16 protein-coding genes and 2 pseudogenes are annotated in these 25,822 nt (G+C 69.8%); 7 read left to right on the forward strand and 11 right to left on the reverse strand.

All coding sequences use genetic code 11. From position 1 onward, the window contains the following. Positions 1 to 66: 66 nt before the first annotated feature. A complete protein-coding gene (locus tag ACFC09_RS03215) occupies positions 67 to 1,413 on the forward strand; it encodes a carboxypeptidase regulatory-like domain-containing protein (protein WP_376523405.1) in 1,347 nt (448 codons plus the stop codon). 398 nt (positions 1,414 to 1,811) lie between these two features. Here ACFC09_RS03215 and ACFC09_RS03220 read toward each other — a convergent pair whose 3' ends face one another. After that, the gene (locus ACFC09_RS03220) at positions 1,812 to 2,390 is read right to left on the reverse strand and encodes an RNA polymerase sigma factor (protein WP_376523407.1); all 579 of its coding nucleotides are present in this window, start codon (positions 2,388 to 2,390) and stop codon (positions 1,812 to 1,814) included. Between the two features lie 377 nt (positions 2,391 to 2,767). Between ACFC09_RS03220 and ACFC09_RS03225 the strand changes: the two genes are divergently transcribed. Then, the gene (locus ACFC09_RS03225) at positions 2,768 to 3,886 is read left to right on the forward strand and encodes a MerR family transcriptional regulator (protein WP_376523409.1); all 1,119 of its coding nucleotides are present in this window, start codon (positions 2,768 to 2,770) and stop codon (positions 3,884 to 3,886) included. 134 nt (positions 3,887 to 4,020) lie between these two features. Here ACFC09_RS03225 and ACFC09_RS03230 read toward each other — a convergent pair whose 3' ends face one another. The 3 genes from ACFC09_RS03230 to ACFC09_RS03240 all read right to left on the reverse strand — a co-directional run bounded on the left by ACFC09_RS03230 (position 4,021) and on the right by ACFC09_RS03240 (position 7,764). Continuing rightward, positions 4,021 to 5,397, reverse strand: a complete 1,377-nt coding sequence (locus ACFC09_RS03230) for a cryptochrome/photolyase family protein (protein WP_376523412.1) — start codon at positions 5,395 to 5,397, stop codon at positions 4,021 to 4,023. Between the two features lie 5 nt (positions 5,398 to 5,402). Beyond that, entirely contained in the window at positions 5,403 to 7,028 is a 1,626-nt protein-coding gene (locus ACFC09_RS03235; RefSeq protein ID WP_376523636.1) for an SDR family oxidoreductase, read from the reverse strand. Positions 7,029 to 7,524: 496 nt separating this feature from the next. Then, on the reverse strand, positions 7,525 to 7,764 hold the full coding sequence (locus ACFC09_RS03240) for a DUF2399 domain-containing protein (RefSeq protein WP_376523639.1): 240 nt from the start codon (positions 7,762 to 7,764) through the stop codon (positions 7,525 to 7,527). Between the two features lie 204 nt (positions 7,765 to 7,968). On the opposite strand from ACFC09_RS03240, the gene ACFC09_RS03245 reads away from it, so the two are divergent. After that, positions 7,969 to 9,189, forward strand: coding sequence for a metallophosphoesterase (locus ACFC09_RS03245; protein ID WP_376523414.1), 1,221 nt, complete (start codon positions 7,969 to 7,971; stop codon positions 9,187 to 9,189). A gap of 439 nt (positions 9,190 to 9,628) precedes the next feature. Here ACFC09_RS03245 and ACFC09_RS03250 read toward each other — a convergent pair whose 3' ends face one another. From ACFC09_RS03250 to ACFC09_RS03275, 6 genes and pseudogenes are all read right to left on the reverse strand, one after another. After that, positions 9,629 to 11,083 (reverse strand): hypothetical protein, encoded by a 1,455-nt coding sequence (locus ACFC09_RS03250; protein ID WP_376523417.1) that lies wholly within the window; start codon positions 11,081 to 11,083, stop codon positions 9,629 to 9,631. Continuing rightward, positions 11,080 to 11,610 (reverse strand): hypothetical protein, encoded by a 531-nt coding sequence (locus tag ACFC09_RS03255; RefSeq protein ID WP_376523419.1) that lies wholly within the window; start codon positions 11,608 to 11,610, stop codon positions 11,080 to 11,082. The genes ACFC09_RS03250 and ACFC09_RS03255 overlap by 4 nt, the downstream gene beginning before the upstream one ends. Before the next feature lie 122 nt (positions 11,611 to 11,732). Beyond that, a pseudogene (locus tag ACFC09_RS03260) lies at positions 11,733 to 12,333 on the reverse strand (transposase); the annotation flags it as partial. A 337-nt stretch (positions 12,334 to 12,670) separates the two neighbouring features. After that, entirely contained in the window at positions 12,671 to 12,895 is a 225-nt protein-coding gene (locus ACFC09_RS03265; RefSeq protein ID WP_376523421.1) for a hypothetical protein, read from the reverse strand. Between the two features lie 98 nt (positions 12,896 to 12,993). Continuing rightward, the gene (locus ACFC09_RS03270) at positions 12,994 to 19,140 is read right to left on the reverse strand and encodes a DNRLRE domain-containing protein (RefSeq protein ID WP_376523423.1); all 6,147 of its coding nucleotides are present in this window, start codon (positions 19,138 to 19,140) and stop codon (positions 12,994 to 12,996) included. Positions 19,141 to 19,541: 401 nt separating this feature from the next. Beyond that, positions 19,542 to 19,948 (reverse strand): annotated as a pseudogene (locus ACFC09_RS03275) (hypothetical protein); the annotation flags it as partial. A 540-nt stretch (positions 19,949 to 20,488) separates the two neighbouring features. Between ACFC09_RS03275 and ACFC09_RS03280 the strand changes: the two are divergent. Further along, complete coding sequence (locus tag ACFC09_RS03280) at positions 20,489 to 21,256, forward strand: transposase (protein ID WP_376523426.1); 768 nt, start codon at positions 20,489 to 20,491, stop codon at positions 21,254 to 21,256. A 216-nt stretch (positions 21,257 to 21,472) separates the two neighbouring features. Here the strand turns inward: ACFC09_RS03280 and ACFC09_RS03285 are convergent, their stop codons facing one another. After that, a complete protein-coding gene (locus tag ACFC09_RS03285; RefSeq protein ID WP_376523429.1) occupies positions 21,473 to 21,865 on the reverse strand; it encodes a hypothetical protein in 393 nt (130 codons plus the stop codon). 391 nt (positions 21,866 to 22,256) lie between these two features. On the opposite strand from ACFC09_RS03285, the gene ACFC09_RS03290 reads away from it, so the two are divergent. The 3 genes from ACFC09_RS03290 to ACFC09_RS03300 are packed head-to-tail and all read left to right on the forward strand — an operon-like array spanning position 22,257 to position 25,813. Further along, positions 22,257 to 23,186, forward strand: a complete 930-nt coding sequence (locus ACFC09_RS03290) for an ACP S-malonyltransferase (protein ID WP_376523431.1) — start codon at positions 22,257 to 22,259, stop codon at positions 23,184 to 23,186. A gap of 2 nt (positions 23,187 to 23,188) precedes the next feature. After that, a complete protein-coding gene (locus ACFC09_RS03295) occupies positions 23,189 to 23,533 on the forward strand; it encodes an acyl carrier protein (RefSeq protein WP_376523433.1) in 345 nt (114 codons plus the stop codon). 6 nt (positions 23,534 to 23,539) lie between these two features. After that, positions 23,540 to 25,813, forward strand: coding sequence for a beta-ketoacyl synthase N-terminal-like domain-containing protein (locus ACFC09_RS03300; protein WP_376523436.1), 2,274 nt, complete (start codon positions 23,540 to 23,542; stop codon positions 25,811 to 25,813). Positions 25,814 to 25,822: the final 9 nt, after the last annotated feature.

Raw genomic sequence — 25,822 nt, forward strand, 5'->3', positions numbered from 1 at the left:
CTGCCCCGATGCATAAGTGCAGGAGTGCATGTTTGCACGAATGCAAGCTTTGTTACGCTCGCGGGCATGGACGAGGCGTTGAAGCAGGAACACACGACACAGGTGGGCGCGACCGTTCGCGCACTGTTGGGGAATCTCTGGCTGCCGGCCGTGTTCCTCGCCGGCCTGCTCTTCTGTTACCTGCCGGCCTTCCATCACTCCGCACCGCACGGCGTCCGCATCGCGGTGGCCGCATCCACCCACACCACCTCCACCCTCCAGGCCGAGTTCGACCGGACCTCACCCGGCGCCTTCGACCTGCGCCAGGCGGACAGCGTGCAGGCGGCCCGGGAGGCGGTCCTCGACCAGGACACGGTCGCCGCGTGGCGGCCCGACACCAAGAACCCGCAGCTCTACCTCGCGAAGGCCCAGGGCAGCTCACTGGAAACCGTCGTGGAGAACGCCGTCGGCGCGGCCACCGCCGCTCAGCACCCCAAGGCCGCGGCGCAGTTGCAGGTGCACGAGCTGGTGCCGACCCTCCCCGACGACACCTCCGGCACCACCGGCCTCTACCTCGCGCTGGCCTGCACGCTGCCCTGCTACTTCATGGTCGTCTCCCTGCAACGGGCCGGCTTCAGCCGCCGCAAGCAGGTACTGACCTACGTCTGCGGCGCACTGGTCATCGGCGGGCTCACCTACGTCGTCCCGGCCTACGGCTACCACGCCGTGACGAAGAACCCGCTGATCCTGCTCTACCTCTGCCTGATGGCCGAGGCGGTGACGCTGACCTCGTTCGGTCTCGTCGCGTTCTTCGGGCGGTTCTTCCCGGCCGTCGCGGTCGTCGTCTTCATGATGCTGGGGATGCCCAGCAGCGGGGGAACCGTGGCGATCGACATGGTGCCCGCGTTCTTCAGATTCCTGCATCCGGTGCTGCCGATGGGCAACGTGGTGGACGCGGTGCGCGACATCGGGTACTTCCACCACGAGAACCTGCTGCGGCCCACTCTGGTGCTGTCCGCGTGGATCGCCCTCGGGGCCCTGCTCATCCTGCTCGGCTGGGTGAAGGAACTGGTCCGGACGCCGGCGGAGAGCGCGCAGGCCCTGCCGCCGGCCGCACCGGTCGACGACCCCACCATGGAGATGCCGCTGTGCACCCTCACCGGCCGCGCCACCGATCGCAACGGCCTGCCGCTGGCCGGTGCGACGATCACCGTCACCACGGAGCACGGCCGCGGAATACTGCGCGCCACCACCACGGCCGACGGCTCCTACACGGCGGCCAACCTCAACCCCGGCTCGATCATCGTGCTCGCCACCGCCCCGGGACACCTCCCCTCCGTCACCCGCGTCCGGCTCCACTCGATCCGGCCCGTCCACTACCAGGACTTCAGCCTCGACACCCGGTACGCCCCGGAGGGGCTGCTGCCGGTCTAGGAACGGCCGTCGGCCGAGGGCCGCGCACGGACCGGTACGCCCCGGAGGGACAGCTGCCGGTCTAGGAGCGGCCGTCTGCCGACGGTGTGGGACATGACTCACCTCTCACGGCCACGGGCCGAGCCGGGGAGACGTCCGGGATCGTGGCGTCCGAGGCCGTCAGGTGCCCGCCCGTCATGGAGGGCGGACGGCGCCGGCTTGTTCCCCGTAGTCACTGTAGGCACCGTGGTCACGGCAGTCACCGCGGAGCCGCGGCGCACCGGGGCATACGAGTAGCAGGACGCATCGACTGTGCATCGCTCTACGACGGCGTCTTCACGAGGCTCAGCGCGACTCACGCAGCTCACCTCGGCGCACGCCACTCACGCGACTCACGCCACTCACGCCACTCACGCCACTCACGCGACGAGCATCCGGTCGTCCCGCAGGCAGCGGCGCAGTTGCTCCAGGCCGCGCCGGGTGTGGCTCTTGACCGTGCCCAGCGGCCAGCCGGTGACCTGTGCGATCTGCGTCTGGGTGAGGTCCTGGTAGAAGGCCAGCCGCAGGACGCGCCGTTGGGGAGCCGTGAGCCGGGCCAGCGCGGCGGTGACGACCACCCGGTCGAGCGCCGCCTCCGGGTCGGACTCGGGGCGCGGGCTCGTCGCGAGCCGTTCGGCGGCCCGCGCGGTCAGTTCGGCGCGTCGGGAGCGGGCCGCGAGGGCGTCGGCCACCTTGCGCCGGGTGATGCCCGTGAGCCAGGCGGGGAACGCTCCGCGGTCGGCGCGGTAGCCGTCACGGCCGCGCCAGGCGGCGGCGAACACCTGCTGGGTCACGTCCTCGGCGTCCCTGGCGTCGCCCAGCGCCCGCCGGGCGACCGCGTGGACGAAGCCGGACCACTCCCGGTGCAGCTCCGACCAGTCGGCACCGGGGCCGCACGCCTCGACGCCGGGCGTCTCGACGGCGGACATCTCGACGGCGGGCATCACAGTGGCGGGCATCGCAGCGGCAGGCACCGCAGCGGCAGGCGTCTCGGCGCCAGGCGCCGGGGCGGGACGCTCCAGGCCGGGACGGACCGTCACACCGCCGTGGGGCGTCGTCAACCGGTCCATCGCGAGCCTCCTGGGCCGTCCGTGGCGGTCCGGTGGGCCACCGGCCCCGCCTTGCACCAGACTGCGCACCGGAGCAGGATGGGGACAACTCGCATCGATATCGCAACGAAATGCCCGAACCCCCGGAGGAAGGTTCCAGCGGAAGGTCCCAGGGGAGGTCCCGAGGGAGGTCCCGACGGACTGCCCCACCGACCCGAGTGCGGCACGCAGGGCAGGTCGTTTCACCGACCGGCCACGACACCAGGACGCCGAGCAACGCGACAGCCATGAACGACGAACCCCTCACCGCCGAGGACGGCACCGGCGCCCACCCGCGGCCCGGCACCGGCCGACCGGACCCCTCCTCGGCCCTCGGCGTGACGACGGGCGCGCTCGCCCGCAGGCTCGGCGTCTCACCGACCACCCTGCGCTCCTGGGACCGCCGTTACGGGCTCGGCCCCGCGGGACGCTCGCGGGGCGGTCACCGGCGCTGGACGCCCAGGGACATCGCGATGGCGGAGGAGATGTGCCGACTCACCGCCACGGGCGCCCCGCCGGCCGAGGCGGCTCGGGTGGCCCTGCTGCGGTTCGCCCCGCGCGACCCGGCGGCGCCGGACGAAGTCCCGCCCGGTTCTCCTGCCCCGGAACCGGGGCCGGGGCCGGGGCCGGACACCGGGTCGGCCGGCGCCGTCCGTCCCGGCGGCCCGGGTGGCGGGCTTCCGCTCGGGGACGTACGCCAGGAGTGCCGGGGCCTGGCCCGCGCCGCGGTCCGGCTGGACGCGCCGGAACTGACACACCGGTTGCTGGACGCCGTCCGGCGGCACGGTCTGACGGTGGCGTGGGAGGAGGTGATGGTGCCGACCCTGCGCGCGGTGGGCCGCAAGTGGGAGTCCTCCGGTGACCGCTACGTCGAGGTCGAGCACCTGCTGTCCTGGCACATCTCCTCCACCCTGCGCAGCGCGCCGCTGCTGCTGCCGAGCGCGCCGCCCGCGGCCAAGGCCCCACCCGTGGTACTGGCCTGCACGCCCGGTGAGCAGCACTCCCTCGCCGTGGAGGCGCTGACCGCCGCGCTGGGCGAGCGCGGCGTGCCGACCCGGACGCTGGGCGCGGCGGTGCCGGCGGAGGCACTGCTGGCGTGCGTACGGCGCACCGGTCCGGCCGCGGTCGTGCTGTGGGCGCAGACCCGCTCGACGGCGTCGGTGCCGCTGGCCCGGCACGTCGCCGGACTGGAGTGGGGAGCGGCGGGCGCACGCGGGCGGCCCCTCGTGCTGCCCGCCGGACCGGGCTGGGACCGGCGGACCTCCACGGGTTTTCCGCGGTGCACCGGCCTGCGGGACGCCGTCGCCACCCTGAGCCGCCCGTACGGCGACGTGGACGGTGCGCGGCACGCGTCACCGGCACGCTGAGCCCGGGGCGCCGACGGGCAGGGCGCGGGGGCGGTGCCTGGACGACGATGACCGGTGCCCGGTGGTGCGGGCGCGGGAGTGCGGGCCGTGCGGGCCGAGTCGGTCGCCGAACGACCGGCACCGGCCGGCCGTGGTCATTCCTGCCGCTCGCGGGCCCGGCTGAACCGGTCCCGTCCTGCGGCCAGGTCCACGATCGGGTCGGGGTAGTCGAGTGCGGCGCGGCTCTCGCCGGGCAGCCGCCACGGCTCGTGCACGGCGGGCACGTCCACGCCCTCCAGTTCGGGCACCCAGCGGCGCACGTAGGTGCCGTCGGGGTCGTAGAGCTTGGCCTGGATGACCGGGTTGAGGACCCGGTTGGGCCGGGTGTCGGTGCCGGTGCCCGCCGTCCACTGCCAGTTGAGCTGGTTGTTGGCGATGTCGCCGTCGACCAGCCAGTGCAGGAAGTGGGCGGCGCCGATCCGCCAGTCGACGTAGAGGGTCTTGGCGAGGAAGCTCGCGGTCAGCAGGCGGGCGCGGTTGTGCATCCAGCCCTCGTGGCGCAGTTGCCGCATCGCCGCGTCGATCACCGGGTAGCCCGTGCGCCCCTCCCGCCACGCCTCGATGTCGGCCCTCGCCGTGCGCTCGGTGCGCCAGCGGTCGCGTTTGGTGCGGTAGTCGGCGTGGGCGCTCTCCGGGCGGGCGGCGAGGACCTGGCGGTGGAAGTCGCGCCAGGCCAGCTGCCGCACCAGCGCCTCCGGGCCCGCCCCGCCCCGGCGGCGGGCCCGGTGGACCAGTTCCACCGGGGACAGGGTGCCGAAGTGCAGGTGGGCGGAGAGCCGGGAGGTGGCGTCCGCGGCCAGGTCGTCGCGCAGGTCCTCGTACGTGTCCAGGCCCCGGCGCCAGTAGGCCGTCATCCGCCTGCGGCCCTCGCGCTCCCCTCCGGGCGACAGGGCGGGCGAGACGCCGGTGACATCGGCGCGCGCGGGCAGCGGCTCGCTCCTCACCTGGTCGGGCACGTGCACGCGGCGCGGCGCGGCCACGGCCGTGCGCAGGCGGAACCGTGTCCACTGCCGGTAGTACGGCGTGAAGACGGCGAAGTGGTCGGAGGCCGAGGGGGTCACCTCGCCGGGCGGAACGGCGACGGTGACCGCGTCATGGACGAACAGGCGGCGGCCGTCGGACTCCAGGGCCCGCCGCAGCCGCTCCTCCCGGCGGGTGGCGAAAGCGCTGTGCGCCGCCGCCATGTGCACCTCGTCGGCGTCCGCCTCCGCCACCGCGCGGCACACCTCCTCCACCAGGTCTCCGGAACGCACCACGAGCCGCCCGCCGCGCTCGCGCAGCGAGGAGTCCAGGTCGGTGAGGCAGTCGGCGAGGAAGGCGGTGCGGTTGGGGGTGGCGAACCCGGCCGCCTCGACGGCCCGGTCGCGCACGAAGAGCGGGACCACCGCATCGGCGGCCTCCAGCGCCGCGCGCAGCGGCGGATGATCATGCAGGCGCAGGTCGGAGGTGAACAGGACGACCGAGACGTGCATGGCGGTCAGCTTCTTTCCCGTGGTCGGCGACGGTCGGTGCGGACGGCGCGGTGTTCGCTGTCCGCACCGTCTTCCGCCGACGCGGCGGGTCCGGATGCGGTACGTCGGCCGGCCGCGGCCGGTGCGGGGGTGCGCGGGCGCTCCCGCTGCGCGCGGGCGGCGGCGTGGACGATGCCCCGGGCCATGCCGCCGAAGACGACCGCGTGAAAGGGCGAGACGCTCCACCAGTACAGGTGGCCCAGCAGCCCGCGCGGATGGAACAGCGCGCGCTGCCGGTACCGCACGGGCCCGGCGCCGCTGTCGTCCACCCGCATCTCCAGCCAGGCCAGGCCCGGCAGCCGCATCTCGGCGCGCAGCCGCAGCAGCCGCCCGCGCTCGATCTCCTCGACCCGCCAGAAGTCCAGCGAGTCCCCCACCCGCAGCCGCCGCGCGTCCCTGCGGCCGCGGCGCAGGCCCACACCGCCGGCGAACCGGTCGAGTCGGCCGCGCAGGGCCCAGGCCGACGGGAAGGAGTACCAGCCGTTCTCCCCGCCGATGCCCTCGATCACCTCCCACAGTGCCTCCGGCGCCACGTCCGCCTCGCGTTCCCGCAGGTCGGTGTAGAGGCTGCCGCCCGCCCAGTCCGGGTCGGTGGGCAGCGGACCGCTGGGGGCGCCCGGCACGGACGCCGAGGACCAGCGGGTGGCGACCTCCGCCTCCCGGACCCGGCGCAGCGCCAGGTCGACGGCCCGGTCGAAGCCGAGGGGGCAGCCGGGCGGGCTGGGCACGTACCGCTCGATGTCCCGCTCCCGGCAGACCACTTCGTGCCGCAGGGACTCCGCGAGCGGACGGGCGACCGCGGCCGGCACCGGGGTGACCAGGCCGACCCAGTGGCTGGACAGACCGGGCGTGAGCACGGGCACCGGCACGATGAGCCGCCGGGGCAGGCCGGCGACGGCGGCGTACCGCTGCATCATCTCCAGGTAGGTGAGCACCTCCGGGCCGCCGATGTCGAAGGCGCGGCTGACGTCTGCCGGCAGGCCGGCGCAGCCCACCAGGACGCGCAGGACGTCCCGTACGGCGATCGGCTGGATGCGGGTGTGCACCCAGCGCGGGGTGACCATCACCGGCAGCCGTTCGGTGAGGTAGCGCAGCATCTCGAAACTGGCCGACCCGGAGCCGATGATGACGGCCGCACGCAGGTGGGCGGTCGGCACGCCCGAGTCCAGCAGGACCCGGCCGACCTCGGCGCGGGAGCGCAGATGCGGGGAGAGACGTGACTCGGGCACGCCTTCCGGGGTGAGGCCGCCGAGGTAGACCAGGCGGCGGACACCGGCCCGACGGGCCTGCTCCCCGAAGACGCGGGCCGCGTCGCGGTCGGTCCGCTCGAAGTCGCGGCCGGTGCCGAGCGCGTGCACCAGGTAGTAGGCGACGTGCACGCCGTCCACGGCCCGCGCCACCGATGCCGCGTCGGTGACATCGCCCCGCACGATCTCCACCCGGTCCGCCCACGGATGGTCGCGCAGCTTGCGCGGGGTACGCACCAGGCAGCGCACCCGGTGCCCCGCGTCCAGCAACTCGGGCACCAGCCGACCGCCGATGTACCCACTCGCGCCGGTCACCAGGCAGGTCGGCGCCGCACCCGCCGACACCCGGCCCCCGGCCGCCGTCCCTGTCGCTTCGTCCGCCACGGGTGCCGTCCCAGTGCTCGCCCACGCGCCGATGCCTCGCACCGCGCCCTCGTACCTCTACGGTGCTGGCCACACGCCCGGATGCACCCCCGAGGCGGTACGACCGGGTGACGGCCGCTGTCCAGTGCCCCCGGCAGGCACCGTCCGCCCGTCGAGGAGCGGCTTTCGGTGCGTGGCCCCCACTGCCCTGGACGGGCGTGCCCAGGCGGTCCCCGTGCGCGACAGCGGCCCATCGCCGGCCCGCCTTCCGAGCCGCGCTCCCCGCCGAGTGCGGATGTGAACGATCTCCTGAGGTTTCGGTCGCCGCGGGCAGCGGAAGACGGTCAGCCGGCCGCGATCAGCTCGTGCGTCGCCGTACCGGTTTTCCGGTCCGCCGGAGGGCCTTCGGGCACCCGGAGCGTCAGGTGGGCGTCGCGTGGCCGTCGCGTGGGCGTCACGTCCGGCCGGAGCGGTTTCCTCACCCGATCGCTTCGGCCAGGTCTGCCAACAGGACGTCGGCCACCAGTTCCTCGACCACGTCGGTGCCGTGTTCGGTCCTGGCACGGGTCAGCTCGGGGTCCCAGGGAGCCTCGGTCAGGCGGCCGGGCTCAGGTCCGTGCGGGGTGCGGGCGGTCGCGGCACGGTGGTCCGCCGCTGTCCTGCGCCAAGGCCGGGCCGGGGACCGAGGTTTCCTCAGCAGGAGTTGGAGTGGAGTGATGCGAACCGAGAAGCGCGCCGACGAGAGCTGCCCACTTGCCCATCAGCGCCGGTTGCCGCTCCAGGGTGAGGACGGCTTTCGCGCCCTTCCGCCCACGGGGCCGCACCCATGAACGCCCGTCCGGACCCATGAACGCCCGTCCGGCCGGCCCGAGGACGACCGGATACAGTGCGCGGGACGGCAGCCCGATCAGAGAGGGGAAGCGTGACCGACACCAGCAACACCCGACCCGCCGACAGCGAAGCGCAAGTTCCACGGCAGAGCCGACTGCGCCGCCTGATGCGCTCCATCCCCCTGATCGCCCCCGTCCTGCTGTGGGCCGTGCCCTGCTGGGTGCTCCTGTACACCGGCCAGCACTGGCCGCTGCCCGTCACCCTGGCCGGCACCGCCCTGTTCGTCCTCGGCCTCATCGGTATGCCGCTCGCGATGGTGCGCGGCCACGGCCGGCGCCAGCAGGACCGGGCGGCGATCGTCGGTGACACTTTGCTGGGCACGAGCTGGGTCCTGTTCACCTGGTCCGTTCTGCTCGGCGTCCTGTTGCGGCTCGCCCTGACCGTGGCCGGCGTCGGCGAGAGTCAGGACCGGGCCCGAATCGTCACCTGGGCCGTCCTCGGCATATCCGCCGTACTGCTCGGCTGGGGATACGCTGAGGCCCGTCGCGTGCCACGGGTGCGCCGCCTCGACGTGCAACTCCCCCGGCTGGGTGCCGGGTTGGACGGCCTCCGCGTCGTCCTCATCACCGACACCCACTACGGCCCGCTCGATCGCGCTCGCTGGTCGGCGCGGGTGTGCGAGACGGTGAACGCTCTGGAAGCCGACCTGGTCTGCCACACCGGCGACATCGCGGACGGCACGGCCGAACGCCGCCGCGCCCAGGCCGTCCCACTCGGCACCGTGCGGGCCACCCGGGCCCGGGTCTACGTCACCGGCAACCACGAGTACTACAGCGAGGCCCAGGGCTGGGTCGACCTGATGGGCGAGCTGGGCTGGGAGCCGCTGCGCAACCGCCATCTGCTGCTCGAACGCGGAGGCGACACCCTCGTGGTCGCCGGCGTGGACGACGTCACCGCCGAGTCCTCCGGGCTGGCAGGCCACCGCGCCCACCTGGCCGGAGCCTTGGACGGCGCCGACCCCGACCTGCCCGTCCTGCTCCTGGCACACCAGCCCAAGTTCGTCGACCGGGCGGCGGCCGACGGCATCGACCTCCAACTCTCCGGCCACACCCACGGCGGCCAGATCTGGCCCTTCCACCACCTGGTCCGCATCGACCAGCCCGCCCTCGCCGGCCTCAGCCACCACGGCACCCGCACCCTCCTCTACACCAGCCGCGGCACCGGCTTCTGGGGCCCACCGTTCCGTGTCTTCGCCCCCAGCGAGATCACCCTGCTCGTACTCCGCTCCCCGCACCTGCCCACCTCGCCGTAGCACTGCGCGGGCCGACACATCCACTGGGAGCAGCCCACGAGCCGAGGGGTACGGCGTCGACAGACGACCAGGCCCGTCTCCCTGAGGACAAGATCCGGACCGCTCCCGGGCCGACGGCTCCAACGAGCCCTACGCGGCCACGTTCTAGGCAGGTCAGCGGCGGAGCGCCAAATGAGCGTCACGATGCCTCCGAGAGCGTCATTTCAGCGTCAGGACATCGCCCGTAACGCCCACGCCACACATACTGCACACCACCCGAACCCGCACCCATGAGGGCCAGCGGGCGCCCGGAGCGTCAAATGAGCGTCACGGCCGTACGTCGGTTCGGCACGGACAATCTGGCGTGGCATGGCTACCCGCAGTACGGCAGCGCCTCCCCCGGTACGGAGCCTCACGCGGTGGAGTCGTGTCGGTGCGCCCACTGTGGACCCGCCGCGCGTCAGTCGGCGGGGGGCTCTGTCCCCTGCATGTCGTGATCGATTCCAGCATGCAGGGTGCGGCCGCCCGACGGGATCACCTCGACGAGGCGTTCCTCCTCCGCGTGGGATAGGTCCGTGAAGAGTCGAATGGACGTGTTCACGAGCTCCAGTAGGGGGACACTGCCGCGGGGTGGTTTTACCGAGGCGGTCCGGGTGGAGAAGTTGTACCTCACCGGTACGCCACTTGGCGGCAGGGCTGCTTCGAGTGTCTTGACCAGGGTTCCAGGTCCGAGAGATTCACTGAGGTGGCGGAGACGGTCCCCATGCAAGGCACCCACCTCTCCTTCGTACGCCACCTTTCCGCCACCGTTGACCAGTGTGATGGCCTTGAGACTCAGCCCTAGGAGCGGCAGACGATTGCCGACCTCGTCGAGGGCCGGCAGTTCGTACGCCGCTCGTGCCGCCGACGATGTCAGGTGGTCGACCTTCTGTGCGAGCGTGAGAACGAAGCCGGGCGCGTCGAAGCTCAGGACTCCCTCGCCCGTAGTCCAGTGCAGGGGGGCTGCGCCACGGCGAGCGGCGACGGAGGAGGGGGCTACACCGCATACCCGGGCGTTCCATGTGCTCAGCGCGGCGCGCATGAGGTGCTGGAGATTGTCGGTGACGGTGATCCTGCCGTGCCGCAGCAGATCGGTCAGAGTGATCTCACGGGCGATACGGCTCCAGAAGTTGCCATCAGGGATCTCCTGGCCGTCGAGGAGGTAATCGAGCGACGACTCGTCCAGTTGCTGCGGATATTTGGGAGCGCGTTCGAGTGCGGCTACCGGTGCACCACTGGCGCGCCATAAGGTACCCAAGAAGGCCGTCAGGCGGCGCGCGATCGGTGGGGACAGCGTGTCCGAGGCAAAGGCAAGCGCGTCCTCAGTCCCCTCATGCTCACCACGGCGGGCTGCCTGCGCGCCGGTCGTCATGGCACGGGCCAGCCGGGATACGGAGCGCTCGTCAAGGAGGCCCTGGCCACCTTCAATGACGGTGTTCGCGATCAGACGCCTCAACGCGGCGTCGGCCGACTCGCCAGCGGTCAGCTCCGCAAAAGCCGCCAAGTCCAAGACCAGGGTGTGGTGGTCGATCGCGAGCGAATCCAGGGTGCGGGCGTCGAAGGACGGGCGGAGAGCGCCGAGCGTCAGAACAATGGGCCGGTCCTGGCGAGCAAGGCGCCTGATGTCGAACCCGAGCTCGTCCGCGTCCGTCGTGCTGCGCAGGTAGACGTATCGGTCGCTGAGGTCGTCGTCATGCGGCCATCGCATGACCAGGTCCGGCATGTGGGTGTGGTTGTAGTATCCGGTGCGCCTGGTCCGGATCTGCGGATTGATCTGCCGAAGGTGCTGTTCGAGGAGTCGTTTGATTTCGGCGAACGAGCGGTACGGGTCGTCCGCCTCGAGTGCCTCGGCGATCGACGATGCGACGGCGTTCACCACTCCCCCTTTAGGGTCAGCTCGTGCGCCAGGATGGCCCGCCACTCCGTGAGGGGCAGCAAACCCTCCTGCTTCTTTGACAGGACGATGCGCCACACGCGCTCGGACACGCTCTGGACCGCGTTCGCGTCGATCCTCTTCCTGGCCTCGTCCTCGGAGACGTCACCGAAGATGCGTTGCCGGTGTTGGACGACAGCGGACTCGATCCTTTGCGGCTCGTGTAGTTGCGACCAACTGTTCACATTGAAGGGGGCCCAGGTGATCCACATGTAGTGATCACCGAAGAGGTACTTCTCCTGGTGCGCGACGTAGCACTTGGCGAGGAACTCGACGAAGTGAGTGCCCTGGTCCGCCGGCCCCTGATAGTGCTTGACCTCCGCGCAGAACTGGTCGCCGTGGTACGGGGCGCCCCGCATCGACCCGCCCAGGTCGAAGGAGAAGGTCTGTCCGCCCTCCGGCCAGGCGAGTGTCAGTTTCCTCGCCCAGGCGTCCGAGTCCGTGTTCGCGAAGGCCCCACAGATCCGCATCGTGCCCTCGAGGTAGAGCTTGGCTCTCTTCGCTCTCGAGATTCCCTTTAAGTGGGCGTCCTCTCCTACCACGGTGAGAGTCTAAGCGCCGCGGAGGGGCGGCGGCTGATGGCCGTACTAGCGTGGACGGATGCGGGGGTGTGCAGGTCCTATCCCGGAGTGACGGTGGTCGTGGTTGTAGTAGCTGATGAACGCGTCCATCCACTCCCTGGCGTGCGCCAGGGAGTCGAAGCGTTCGGGATAGTCGGGTGCGTACTTGGTGGTGCGGAACTGGCTTTCGCTGAAGGGGTTGTCGTTGCTCACCGTGGGGCGGGAATGGCTCCTGGTGACGCCGAGGTCGATCAGTAGCTGGGAGACCTTCTTGCTGGTCATGGAGGTGTCGCGGTCTGCGTGGACGGTGTGGGGCACGATGCCGTTGCGCTCGATGGCCTCGCGGATCAGCTCCCTGGCCCGCTCGGCCGTTTCGGCGAGTTCGACGGTGTGGCCGGCGATGTAGCGGCTGAAGATGTCGATGATCACGTAGGCGTGGAACCAGATGCCTTTGGCCGGGCCGGGCAGTCGGGTGATGTCCCAGGTGAAAACCTCCGAGGGCCCGTTCGCGAGCAGTTCGGGGATCGTCCTGGGCGGGTGGGTGGCCTGGCGGCGGCGTTCGCCGTTCTGCCCGGCGGCGGACAGGAGCCGGTACATCGTCCGCTGCGAACACCAGTAGTTCCCCGCGTCCAGCTCACGTGCGAGTGGTACAGCCGCTCACGCCGCAGGATCGCACCCTTCTCCCCGGTCGGGGCGGCGTCGTACTCGGCGACGCAGCTTGTACTCCGCGGAAAACGTCCGCCGCTTTGGACGGGGCGCCGGATCCGATCCGGAGCTTCGGGGGGTGGTGCTGGCCATGCCGGGGTGTACTCCTGTCTCGCCCTTCCAGCCTAACCCGGCAAAGCGGGCGTCTCAGCCAAGGCTGTCAGAGAGAGGACCTGCGGAAACGCTAAGTACCTGGCCTTGGAAAAGGTTCACAACGACTTCTGAGCCAGACGAGACCGTTGACAGTTGGTGCCGCCCCTCTCTGTCAGCTTTCCATGGTGTCCTTGATCTCGTCCCGGAGCCGCTCCTGCTCATCTGTGCTGAGCGAGTCACCCTCGACTACATGGAGGGCCCAGGGTGTATCGCACCAACCCTCATGACTCGGATCTGGGCAGATGGCGTCGACGAAGCGGTCGACCAGAGCCTCCTTCTGCTCTGCCGTGGCTTCCAGAGCGATCACCACTTTCCAGAGCTCAGGCGCGTCACTCATTTTCTGGGTCCTTCCATTGGGGGATGGTGTAGGGGATCGGCCACCGTACAGAGTGGTGGCCGATCCCCTCGTCTACCGGGCGTCAGCTGTCAGATCGGTCACGGACCGCATCCGCACCAGCTGCCGTACGTGCCGCGCCAGACGTAATCGTGCCACGCGATGCCCCACGTCCAGCGGTTCATCCGGCGCATCCAGTCAGGAGGATTGCGCGTGTGGATGACCCTGGGGGTGAAGTCGGCATCCCACCACTGCCTCAAACGGTTCTTGCTGCAATCCACAGTCCGACAGTGCTTGGTCCGGCAGCCTCGGGGCGCCTGGCTGGAAGCGTCCTTTTTCGCCGCTTTGCTTGCCGCGTCCTGGGTTTTGCCCGAGCCTGCGCCCCAAACATATCCGGTGCACTTGGGGTCACTGCCGACCAAGGCGCACTTGGCCTTGCACTTCCATGCCTGACCGTCGAGGTCGAACTGGCTGATCGGGTCGCCAGGGTAGCCGTAGAGGTTCGCGCCGCCCCCGACGATCGGGTCGACCGAAAGGAAGCGCCCACTGTCCGGGTTGTACACCCGAACCCCCATCAGAGTGAGACCGGTGAGGGTCTCACTCGAGCGCTGTTTTCCACCCAGCCAGCCGTAGCGGACGTCCTCCTGTCCGGCCCGCGGGTTACCGTTCTCGTCACTGTCGAGCGCGAGCGGAGCCGCGCCGCTGTCCAGCGGGAGCAGCAGGGAAACGTCGCCGTGGATGTTGGTGAGCTGCAGGACCCGGTCGCCGGTCTTACTCGTCGTGGCGGTCAGTTCGCCGCTTGCGGTGGAGACATTGCGGGTCACTGCTCCGGTGGAGGTGCCCTCGACGATCCAGCGAGGGCTGTCGGACTCGCTGCAGTAGTGATTCAGCCTGGTCTGCACTGTGGTCCACGAGCTGCCGCTGCCGGTCTCCACCGTCCATGACCGGAAGCGCTGTGCCGCGTCCAGGGCCCAGGTCTGACGTTCGCCGTTCGCGCTCTGCTGGTAGACGAGGTCGTTGACGTAGAAGCTGAACGTGCCGTCACCGGGCACCGCCGTGGATCGCCCGAACCCGTCGTACGTGTAGCCGGTGTCGACGAGCCTGTCCGCGCTGTCGTACGTGTAATTGGTGGTGGTGCCTCCGCTGGTGGGGCAGTCGGCGCCCGGCGAGCTGGTCGCGGCGGTGAGGGACTTGCGGTTGGTGCGGGCGTCGAAGGTGTACCCGCGGCGGGTGCAGATCGTCTCGGAGGTGTCCTCGACAGTGGTGAGACGTCCCGCTGCGTCGTATTGATAGGTTTGGTCGGACCAGCCGGCATGCCGGGACACCTGGTCGTGAGCCGTTGTGGCCACCGTGTCCGAGTAGACGATGGTGCCGTCACTGTCCCGGGTGTAGGTGCGACTGACAGTCGCACCCGTCGTGTCGTCGGTCACCTTGAGGGTGTAGCCGCCGGGCATCTTCTCGCTGCTGACCGAGCCGTCCGCGTCGTACGTTGCCTTGAAGGCACCGGCGACCGAGTCTGTCGTGGTCGTGGCCAGGCCCCGCGGTTCAACGGAGTGATCGTACGTGTACGTCATGGTTGACGGGACGGAGTCACTCACCTTGACCGGGCGATTGAGGATGTCGTACTCGGTCGTGGTCTTGCCGTTGTCGGCATCCGTGTAGGAGACCAGACGGCCGAGTCTGTCGTACTGCTTGGTGATGCTTCCGGCAGTGGGCGACACGGTCTTGACCGCGCGGCCGCTGGCGGTGTCGTACTCGGTGGTGCTCTCCGGCAGAGCTTGTCCTGTGCCGCCGCTCGTTTTCACCGTGGTGACACGGCCAGCCCCGTCGTACGACGTGGTGGTGGTCCGGGTCACGCCGTTCGCGGTGTCAGTGACCTTGGCCGGGTTTCCCCACCAGTCGTATTCTGTCGCGCTGGTCGGCAGCTGAGTGGGGTTGGATCCGCCGCCGGTGATCACACCCCCTGGGCTGGTGGTGCACACCTGGTCGGCCCACTCGGGGCGTCCCTGGCACGTTCCCGTTCCGGTTGCCGCCCAGTAGGTGATCACCTGGGTCGTGGCGTCGGTCCCGGCGGCCCCGGGCTGAATCTTCTTGGTGACGCGACCTTGTGCGTCGTACTCGGTCGTGGTGGTCAGGGCCAGTCCGGCTGGGTCCTGGATGGACTTCACAGGAAGACCCTTGGCCCAGTCGTACGTGGTCTCCGTGATCCGCGCCTCACCTTGGACGCCGGGGTGTTCGCGCACCTCCAGACCCGAGGAGACCTTGGTGACCTGGTCTTTGACCTTGGCTGTGCCGTTCGTGGGGCGGCCCTCGTCGTACGTGGTCAGCGTCCAGGAGCGTCCGGTCACCGAAGTCCCGGAGGGAGCAAGAGTGGTCGTGCCGGCTTTGAGGTCGGAAGTGAGATCCACCCTGTGTAGGGGCCCGAACTCTTCCAGTTCGCGAGTCCCGGTGCTGTTGTACACCCAGCGGTCGGAAAGCAATTCGGCGCGCTCGGCACTGGTCAGCTGACCGATGCCCAACTCGGCCTGCTGCTCTCGGTCAGCCGCAGTCAGTCCGAGGGCGATTGCCCGGTTGGCGGCGGAGAGCTGGCGGACGGTGTTGCCGTGCTGGTCGTGCTCGGTGGTCGTCGTGTGACCGCCCGGCACGACAAAGTTGACCTCGCGCCCGGAGGCGCCCAGATAGTGGATGCTGGCGCGCTGATAGCCAGTGGCCGTAAGCCCGTCACCGGCATGGGAGACAGGCTTCACATCGGCGAGGAAAATCGCGGTTGCGTCGGTCGGCGTATCGGTCTGCCCCCATGCCCTGACGTTGGAGGAGCCCATCGCGGAGGGGGCTGCCGTGCCGGTCAGCGGCACGTCGTACACGAGGCTGGTGACGGCCTCGCCGTCCACCACGTCGAGGGTGCCTTGCTGCAGGGCGGGCCGGGAGACGGTGAGGAGCATTCCGTCAGCAGCCGCCGAGTTGGCTCCTGCCTTGCCATAGGTGAAGTTCCACGGCAGATCGCCCGGCTGCGTGAGCTGGGTGACCCGACCAGAGCTGTCGTAGGTGTACGTCGCCTTCAGAGCGGGACTGATCTGCGGGTTCCAAGCCTCGCGCAGCCTGCCGAGGTCGTCGTAGGCGTAGGTCTGGGTGACCCTGGATGTGGCGTTCGCCGCACCGGGTTCCGTTGCCCAGAGCCGAATCTCCTTTACCTGCCCGCTGTAGTCGCCGAATGCGCTGCCTGTGGCGGTGGTGGTCGTCGCGTAGACGAACTCCAGGACACGGCACCCCTTCGTGGCCGGATCCGAAGAACAGGACGTCGAGGTGACGCCGGAGTTCGGGGCAATGATCCGCTTGGGGCGGGCCAGTGTCTTGCCGCCCGAGGTGATGGTCTCGGACACGATGGTTGTGCTGTTGCTGGTGAGGCCGAGAGGCTCGGTCTTCGACACCTGCCATGTCGTGGCGCTCGCCTCGGGCTTGGTGAAGGTGGTTTCGATCCCCTCGGTGTCGGTCAGCGTGAAGCTGCCGCTCACACTGCCCGTCAGTGTGAGGGACTCCGAGCCCGGCTCGGGGATCCAGCCGTCCTTCGCGGCGTTGGCGGTGAAGTGGATGCTGTCACCGTCTGCCGAGACCACGTCTACGGCCGTGTCGGATATCTTGCGCAGGTAGGCGGAGCTCGACTCCGTGAGTTGCGCGACCGTGCCAGACACCCATTCCTTGCCGAAGATGGCAGCCTGGCCCTCTTCCTGGGCTCCCTTGTTGGGGGTCCTGGATGACGCAGTGCGTGAAACGGAGAGTGCGAACGCGGAAACGTCTGTCTCGGAGATGGTGTAGTCGCCGGTGAGCAGGTTGACCTGACCTGGGCCAAGCCGCTCGGTGGCTGCCCCCTCGGCGTTGCGGTCGACAACCACGGTCAGTGGCTCGGTGCTGCCCGAGGCGCTGTTCGGTCCCGCGAAGTCGGCCTTGATCTGCACGGTGCCGTCGGGGTCGACGGTGTCGGTGGTGTTCCAGACCAGAGCTGTGTTCTTGCCGTTGGTTAGGGCGACCGGCCACGCGGTGAGCGTGTTGCCACCCGAAGTGACGTCTCCTACCGGGATCTTGACCCAAGCGTCGGCCTCGGAGCGGCGCCAGGAGAACGAGACGCTGTCGTACCTGATCGCGTCGGCCTCGGCGACCAGGGACAGGCGGCGTGCGGTGCGCTCGCCGTCCGAGGGCTGGACGAAGCCGCCCGGTCCGGCATGGAAGGTGTATTCGATCGCCTCGGACTTGTTGTCCGCCTTGTCGACCGTGCGCACTTGCAGGGTGTGGGTGCCGTCCTGTGGTGGGGTGATGGGGATGGCCTTGTCGGCGGTGGAGCCGCCGGTGGCGACCTTTGTCCAGGTGACGCCGTCCAGGGACCACTCCAGCCAGTTGTGGTCGGACGCGGGCGGGGTGACGGTGAAGGTGCCGGACTGCCCAGCGCCCTTGACCCACTCGCCCGACGGGTAGTCAGTGGAGACGATCTTCGACGGGGCGGAGGGGGCACTGGTGTCGACCGTGAAGGTCTTCCAGGCTGACCAGCCGGTGTTGTAGTGCGTGCCGTCGTACGGGCTGGTACGGAACTTGTACGTCTTGCCGTTGGCCAGCACCCCGGCGGGGACGGTCACCGAGGCGACCTGCCCGGAGGGCACGTACTTGGAGACGATAACGTCGCCGACCTGGGTGTTGGTGGCGTTGTCGTAGATCTGGAAAGTGCCGTTGACCTTGTCACCGTCGGCGTCGACGAAGGTGTCCCGCAGCGTCGGGGTGGTGGTGTTCACCACGTAGGCGCCACTGTAGGAGAAGTACGGCGGGCCGGCCTCCTGCTTGGTGCCGGTGCGCGGCCGGTAGTTGTAGTTGACGACCAGCTTCGGCGGGTTGGAGGTGGCGTTGGCGGAGTTGACCCGCTTCCACTGGGCGACGACCGTCTCGTCGGAAGCGCGGATGCCCATGTGGCCTCGGGTGGCCTTGGCCGATGCCCACTCCTGCACCAGCGTCGTCACGTCGGCGTTGACCCAGCCGTCCGGCTGGGTGGAGCAGCCGGCGTTGCCGCGGGTCTCCGTGGAGGTGGCCTTCTTCGCCGTCATCGTCGGGCGGTTCGTCCACCGGCTGGAGGTGGACGCCGCGCCGGATGCCCACACCTCCCACGGGTAGAGCTTGCAGTCGGTGTTACCGGAGTGGAAGTTCCACAGGCTCAGCTTCGCGTCGAGAATCAGCGCGTCCTGGACCGGTGTGGTGTTCCACGAGACGAAGGTCTGTGCCGTGCGCGGGGTGCCGTCTGCGTTCTTCGTACCGGGGTTGCCGAAGTCCAGCTCGGTGTCGGTGGACCAGTCGACGGTCTCGCCCTGCTGGACGTAGGTGTCGAAGACGTTGGACAGCGAGGAGGTGGACGGGTCGACGGTGACCGGGTACTGGGTGTCCGGGTCGGCGAGGAACTCTGCGTCCGGCGTGACGACCAGGTCGACGGAGGAGCCCTTCTGCACGACCTTCAGACCGACCTTGGCCTTGTGGGTGTGCTCGCCGGACCGCTTGTCGACGGTGGCGTCCCACATCACCGGGGCAGGCATGACGGCCCGCTTGGTGTTCTTCTTGTCGGTGAACAGCACACTTCCGTCGGACAGTTGCTTGGCCTTCAGGCCCTTGGCCTTCAGCGGCAGCGTGTAGGAGTAGCCGCCCGAGTCCGGGCGCTGCTTGATGTCGACGTACTGCTCGAAGCCAGTGCGTGTGGCCTCGACGACCACGTCCGCACCGGGAACGGCGTCGACGTACTTTGCCCGTGTACCGTCCAGTGTCGGCTTCGGCAGGCCGCCTTTCCACTGCAGGGTGATCTGCTGGTCGCCCTCGCCGAGCGTCACCAGGTCGGTGGCCTTGGCCTCGCGCGCAGCTGTCAATGATTTCGCTGGCGTACCTGTCTTGCCCGCGAGCCGCAGCCCCTCCGGGTGCGCGACCGGTTCCACACCTGAGCCGGATTCACGCAGTTCCACATCGACATCGACCCACTTGCCGTCCCGCTCGAAACGGACCGGCCCGGCCGCGAACTCGGTGGTGAGGCTGCCGTCCTTGTTCACCCACGTCGTCGACGTCTCGGTGCGCTCCGAGAGCGCTTCAACCCGCTTGCCGGATAGCCTTGCCGCGACTCGGGCGGAAGGAATGTCAGCTGCCTGGGTTGCTGTCGCTTTCTTCGGCGCGTTCACGACTTCAAGCGGTGCTGTTGCAACGGAACTTGTGGCGTCGAGCAGGGTGATGGCCATGGCCAAGGCGACACCGCCCGCTGTCCAGCGAACGTTCCCCCCGAGCCAAGGCCGCCCGCGCCGTCGTGGCGCGGGTCTGTGAACCGTCATGAGTCTTCGACCTCTCGCATTTTCATCAACATCACCCATGTGATGTCAATGTGAAGGTATGCGTCAGGTAAAGATCGGAAACGGTAACAAGATCGCAGAAGGTGGACACGAGGCGGCTTGTTGTTTCTTTGGTGATCTGTGTCACTCTGGCCGGTCAACTTGTATGGAAAAACCGGGCGTTCACTCGGTGGCGCTGGAATTTGGCCACTGATGGCTGGAAAGTTCAGGTGGTACGCGCTTCTGAGTTGGGTCTGGGTGTAGGCGAATACGCGCAATGCTCCATCGTTCCGCCGGACCTGGGCGTGGCTTGCGCTGGCCATCTCCTGGCAGGTCAGCGGCCCTTGACGGTCCGGGACCGGTCCGCGAGCACCTGCAGGATGCGCTGGTAGTCCGCCGACAGCACCGACCAGGCCAGCCCCTCACGCCACACGGGCACCTGCGGCTTCGGCTTCGCCGCATCGCGGGGCTTCGGCTGGAGCGTCCACATCCCGCGGATCCGGGGTGACGTCCGTCCCGGCGGTGTCGCCGCCGTCCGGAGCCAGCACCGTATCGACTCGCCTGCGGGCGATCGCCCACTCCTGCCATTCCAGCTCGGCCACGGCCAACTCGGCGTGGATGCGGTCAGCCTCCTCCCGTAGGCCGTCGACCCGACGGCGAGCGGCAAGCTCGTGCTGTTCCAGCAGTCCGACGACCGACGGCATCCGCGACCTTCCGGCAAGAAACGACCCGACAGGCCACGACTCCCACCGAACCACCGACCCTATGCCCGACCAGCGGAAACGCGGCGATCACGTCCGGAAAGACAACAGCTACTTAGCCATCAGGCCGCCTGACCAGCGACGCAACTCACCTGACTCCCCATCAGAAAGAGCGTCAAGATACCTCTGAGCGCGTCATTTCAGCGTCAAGATATCGCCCGTAACGCCCACACCGCACATAACGCACACCATCCGAACCCGCAGGTCAGGCGCCCTTTGCCGCAGGCTCCAGAATCGCCACGCACTCCACATGATGCGTCATCGGAAAGACGTCAGAATGGGGAGGATCTAACGTATTCGCAGGTAAGACGCCATTTATAGCCCCGCCGAAGGACCCTTCGAACGCTCGGAGCGTCAAACGAGCGTCACGGCCGAGGCATGAGCTGACCTCCGCCCAACGAGGCCCAGCCAGTGGTCGGCGCTCGCTCTGCCTCGCCTGCGCCGACCCTCATCCCCATGACTACGACCCACTGAAGGCCGTGGAGTGAGGAGAGGCCGGGGTGCCTGACGAGATCACCTTCGCCACCAAGCCCGAGTTGGCCATCTCGATGCTCGTGCGGGCCCGCGCGGCCCACGTGCCGTTCTCCTGGGTGCCGGCTGACGCCGGCCACGGCCGTGACCCACAGCTTCGGGCCTGGTGCCACGTGCGGAAGGTGCCGTACGTGTTCGGCGTCCCGGTCGGCCTCCCGATCGATGGCCCGCCGGGCAAGCCGAGCCAGCCGGCCGTCCGGCGCGCCGACGACCTGCTCCACTACGCGAAAGTCCGTGACCAGTGGGAACGCCGCGCCTGCGGCGACGGCGCCAAGGGCGAGCGACTCTATGACTGGACGGCCTTCGCCGTGCAGGTCAAAGACGAGAACCCGGCCGAGGGCTTCACGCACTGGCTGGTGCTGCGACGGTCCCTGCACCCCAACCGGCGTGGCAAAGACGGACAACTCCACCGCGAGATCGCCTACTTCCTCGTCCACGCCCCCGTCGGCACCACAGTCTCGGAGGTCATCGCCAGGGCCGGTGGCCGCTGGCAGATCGAGGAGGACAACGAGATCAACAAGCAGCTTGTCGGCCTGGCCCAGTACCAGGTCCGCAAGTGGACCCCCTGGCACCTTCACGTCACCGCCTGCATGCTGGCCACCGCGTTCCTCAGCGTTCAACGCGCCGCCATCCCCGAACCCGACCAGACCCCCGAACCCGAGCAGGACACCGGCCCGGAGCAAGCCCCCGATCAGGGAAAAGCTCCGGGCATCGAGGAGAGCGAGGCCGCTGGCTGATCCCCGGCCCGCTCCTGCGGCCCTCGGTCCACACCATCCGGCACTGCCTGGCCGCCACCCACCTCAATCCGCGCCACCCCGTGGAGACCCTCCTGCCCTGCGAGTTATGGCGCCGACTTCACCAGACCCGCGCCATGGTCAGCCACTACCGACGCCGCGGAGACCCGCTCCCGCACCACCTCCGCCCCTGGGCCCACCACCGGCCGATCCCACCCATCATCGATCCTCAAGATCTCCGGCTGGAGTACAAGTGATGAATCGACTCTCCTGGCTGGATGGAATATTGATCGCAGTCACGTTGCCGAACGGCCATCTCCAGAGCGTCCAGGACGAAAACGGCATCCTCGACGGTGGCGGCCGAGCAGCCGACACTCCAGCGGGAAAAGGTGTCCCGCCGAACCCGACGTAGACGGTGGCAGCCCAGGTCCTCACGTAGGTGAAGTCCGCCACCCAGCACCGGTTCACCGCCTCGTCGACGAAGGCGCGCTCCAGACGGTCGGGAGCCCGTTCGACCCGCCCGCCGGAGAGCATGGTGATCACCTTCCTGCGGCGGACGGCGCCGGTGGTGCCGAACTCGCGCAAGGGGCGCTCGACGATACAGCGGGCCACTGCCTGTCCCTGCCGGTTCAGCTCACGCCAGATCTGCGGCCTCGCGTGCGGAGGGGGAGGGCGCCGGGCGGGTGCGAGACCCGAGTATGGCCGAATCCGTTCTTGCCTGCGTGCTCCCAGGTAAGGACTTCCCAATCAGCCAAAGCGCAGTTATGTTCAATCCGCAATCGATGTTGTCGATCGGTGCGGTCCACTGCCCTACGCAGGACAGACGGTCGCGCCCGATCGGCACGCCCCGCAGCCCCCGAAAAGGACGTCGCCGCACCGGCGATACCCCCTGCCCGAGAGCGCGTCACCCCGACGCCGCCGAGCACAGCACACCGCAGTCCGTCGCTCCCATCAGACGGACCGGGCCAACTCACCGTACCGATCGAGCCCGAGCAAGGTTCCCATGGTCACAGCCTTCATGTTCCCCGGCGCGGGCTCCTCCTACGCGGACCCCTTCGCGCACTACCCGCCCGGCCGGCGCATCGCCGCCGAGCTCGCTGACCGCGTCGACGCGGTCAGCGCCTCGTACGGCTGGCCGACCGTGCGCACCGAGCCGGATCGGACACGGACCTCATGGGATCAGGCGAGCGAACTGCGGACCTACCACTTCCAACTCTGCTGCCTGCGCATCCTCGACGAAGAGTTCGGCCTGCGTCCCGACGTGGTCGTCGGACACAGCCTCGGCGAGATCACCGCTCTGGTCGCCGCGGGAGGACTCACGGTCGAGGACGGGGCGCTGCTGCTGTGCGAACGGGCCCGCGCCCTGCGACTGCACGCCCGACCGACCGGCGCCACCGCGGCGTTCATGCTGTCCGCGGCGGAGGCTGAGGACTTCGCCAGGTCGGCGCGGGACGTGGTCGTCGCCGCGGTGAACGGCCCGTCACAGGTGATCCTCTCCGGACCGGCCGAGCAGCTGCGGTTACTGCTGAGCGCCGCCGATTCCCGCGGAATACTGGCGACGACGCTACGCACCGGCCCGTATCCGCAGCATCACCCGTGCCTCGGCGCCGCCCGCACCCGCTACCTCGACGCCGTGCGCGCCGTTCCGCAGGGAGCACCGCGAATACCTGTGGACTCACCGGTCCTCGGGCGTCGGCTCCGTGCGGGCGACGACCTGATCGCCGTCACCGCGGCCCAGTTGACCCATCCGCTGGATTTCGCGCAGGCCGTCACTCGACTGCTTGCAGCGGGTGTCGACCGCTTCGTGGAATGCGGCCTCAAGGACACCCTCTCCCAGTTCGTCGCCGAGATCGCGGGGGACACCGTCCACACGTGGGCCCCGTTCAGAAAACGCCTGACTGACAACGATGTCCGGCGCCACCTCAAGGAGTGACCATGCTGCCCGAACCCGATGCCCTGCTGGCGAGCCTGCGGACGATGTACGCCACGGCGCTGGAGATCCCCGAGGAACTGGTGACGCCGAACGTCGACCTGGAAGCGGAACTCGGCCTGGACTCCCTGCAACACCGGCTCGTGCTGTGGCGCGCCGCGGAGCTGTGGGACGTGGAACTGGGCAATGCCGAGTCTCCGGCGACGCTCACCCTCTCAACGGTGGCCGACCTGCTGCGCAGCCATGACACCGGGCAGGCGGCACAGCGCCGCAACCCCGTCCGCGAAGAGCTGCACGTCGACTCCGGACCCGCGGAGCGGCGTCCCGATCCCACGCACGAAAGATTGTGAGCTGCGGTGTACGAGGAGCCTGTCTGCCTGGTCGCGGCGGGGGCCGTGCTACCCGGCTGCGAGGAGATCGAGGATCTGTGGCGCCGTGCGCAGGAGGGTCCGCTGCCGCTCGGACTCCCGCACCGGTTCCACGGTCACGAGGAACTGGCCGCGGCCGTCCGGGAGGACGGCGGCCAGATCCATGACCTGCGCTTCGGCGAAGTGCCCGGCACCACCGACGATCAGCCCGGCGACCTCCAGGTCTCCTGGCTGCGCCGCGCCCTGCGGCAGTGCCTCACGGCCGTACCCGGGCAGTTGTCCAGACCCGGTCTCTTCCTCGCCGCGTCCACCGACACCAGCTACGAGATCGACGCCGCCCTCAGCGCCGACCTGATCGCCACCGGCGCGGCGGCGCACCTGCCGCCCGAGGAGGATGGCGCCCCGGCCGACGGGATGCGACGCCGGCTGGCACGGGCCGATCCGTGCGCGGCCTCCCACCACAGCGCGTACCTGCCGTACGAGCAGGCCAGGCGGGCGGTCGAGGGCGTCCTGCCGCAGGACACCGCGATCCTGGTCATCGACAATATCTGCCCGTCCTCCCTGTATGCCGTGGACCTCGGCGCCAGGCACCTGCTGGACGGGGAGGTGGACATCGCCTTCTGCGGCGGGGTGAGTTCGCACGGGCCGCTGCGGCAGTCCTACTTCTCCGAGATGGGAACGCTGTCCCCGTCCGGCGAGCTCCGGGCGTTCGACGCGGCCGCGGACGGCACCGTCTTCTCGGAGGGCGCCGCGCTCGTCGTACTCAAACGGCTCGGCGACGCCGTCCGCGACCACGACACGGTGCTCGCGGTACTGGCCGGTTTCGGCGCAGCGTCCGACGGAAAGAGCAAGGCCATCTTCGCGCCCGGCCAGCAGGGCCAGACTCGCGCGATGACCCGGGCGATGAACGTCAACGGCGTGCCCGGCAGCGGGATCGCGTGGGTCGTGGGCCACGGCACGGCCACCCGCGCGGGCGATGCCACCGAGCTGCGTTCCATCGCCGCCGCGCACTCCGGCGGCACGCCCTGGGTGACCGGCAACAAGCCCGCACTCGGCCACACCGGAATGGCCTGCGGCGCGGTCTCCCTCATCCAGGCCGCACTGGGGCTGCACCGCGCCACCATCCCCCGGCAACCCCAGCACACGGAACTGCCCGAGTACGCCCGCGCACTCCCGCTCCGCGTCCCCTCGGCCCCGGTGGCACTCGACGCGTCGACGACGGGCGGCGATCCGCCGCTCGCGGGCGTGTTCGCCTGCGGACTGGGAGGCATCAACGGCTACCAGCTCCTGCGCTCCCCGGGAGCCCGGCAGGAGACGGTGCGATCGGCACCGCCCCCGCTCTGCGACGAGTTGGTCCTCGTCCGCTGGAGCGCCCTGCTCCCTGGCCGGCCCGACGACAACGCCGTCGCGGCGCGGCTGTCCCGGGGCGAGGCACCGGCGGAGACATCCCGTTTCGAAACCCCCTATCCCGTACCGCCGTTCGAGAAGTCACTGATCCCGCCGAAGGTGTCGGCCCAGTTGGACACGGGCCAGCTGCTGGTGCTCGAACTCGCGGGCAGACTCGGCGCGTTGGAGCACCGCCCCGAGCCGCTCTGGGCGGGGCTGGAGGAGCGCACCGGCGTTTTCGGCGCGCACTACGGCCTCAACCGCTCCGCCGTCGACTCCACACTGCGGTGTCTGGGTACCGCTACCGCCCGCTCGCTGGAGGGCGCGCAGGCACGGGCGGCGGCCGACTACCTGCGCGAACGCCGGTCGAACAGCGAGCCGCTCGGCGCCTACACCCTCATCAGCCGGATGTCGTCGGCCGCGCTCGGCTGGGTGGCGAACCGCAGGGATCTGCACGGCCCCACGATGATGGCGGACGCGGGACCGGACTCCGCACTGGCGGCGCTGCACGCGGCGGGCTGCTACCTGCGGCGCGGCGACGTCGACCTCGCCCTGGTGATGGCATGGAGCGCGGGCGCGCTGGAGCAGGCCGCGGAATCGCTCGGCCTCGCCCCGGACCAGCTCGCGGAAGGCGCCTACGCGGTGGCCCTCGCCCGCCCCGAGACCGCACGGGAACGCGGCTGGCCGGTGCTCGCGCGCGTGCGGACCGGGCTCCGTACCGAGCCCGGCGCGGCGGACCGGCGGGAGCCCCCGCGCTTCCTCGCCGCGGACGGCATCGTCGCCGTACTGCGTGCCGTCCTCGCGGGCGAACTTCCCCGGCGGTTCTCAGGCTCGGCGGGACCGACCGTCACCGTCCTTCCGCCCGCGCGGGACTGAACTTCGGAG

It is taken from the genome of Streptomyces sp. NPDC056161 (assembly GCF_042268025.1).
In the GTDB taxonomy this organism is placed as follows: domain Bacteria; phylum Actinomycetota; class Actinomycetes; order Streptomycetales; family Streptomycetaceae; genus Streptomyces.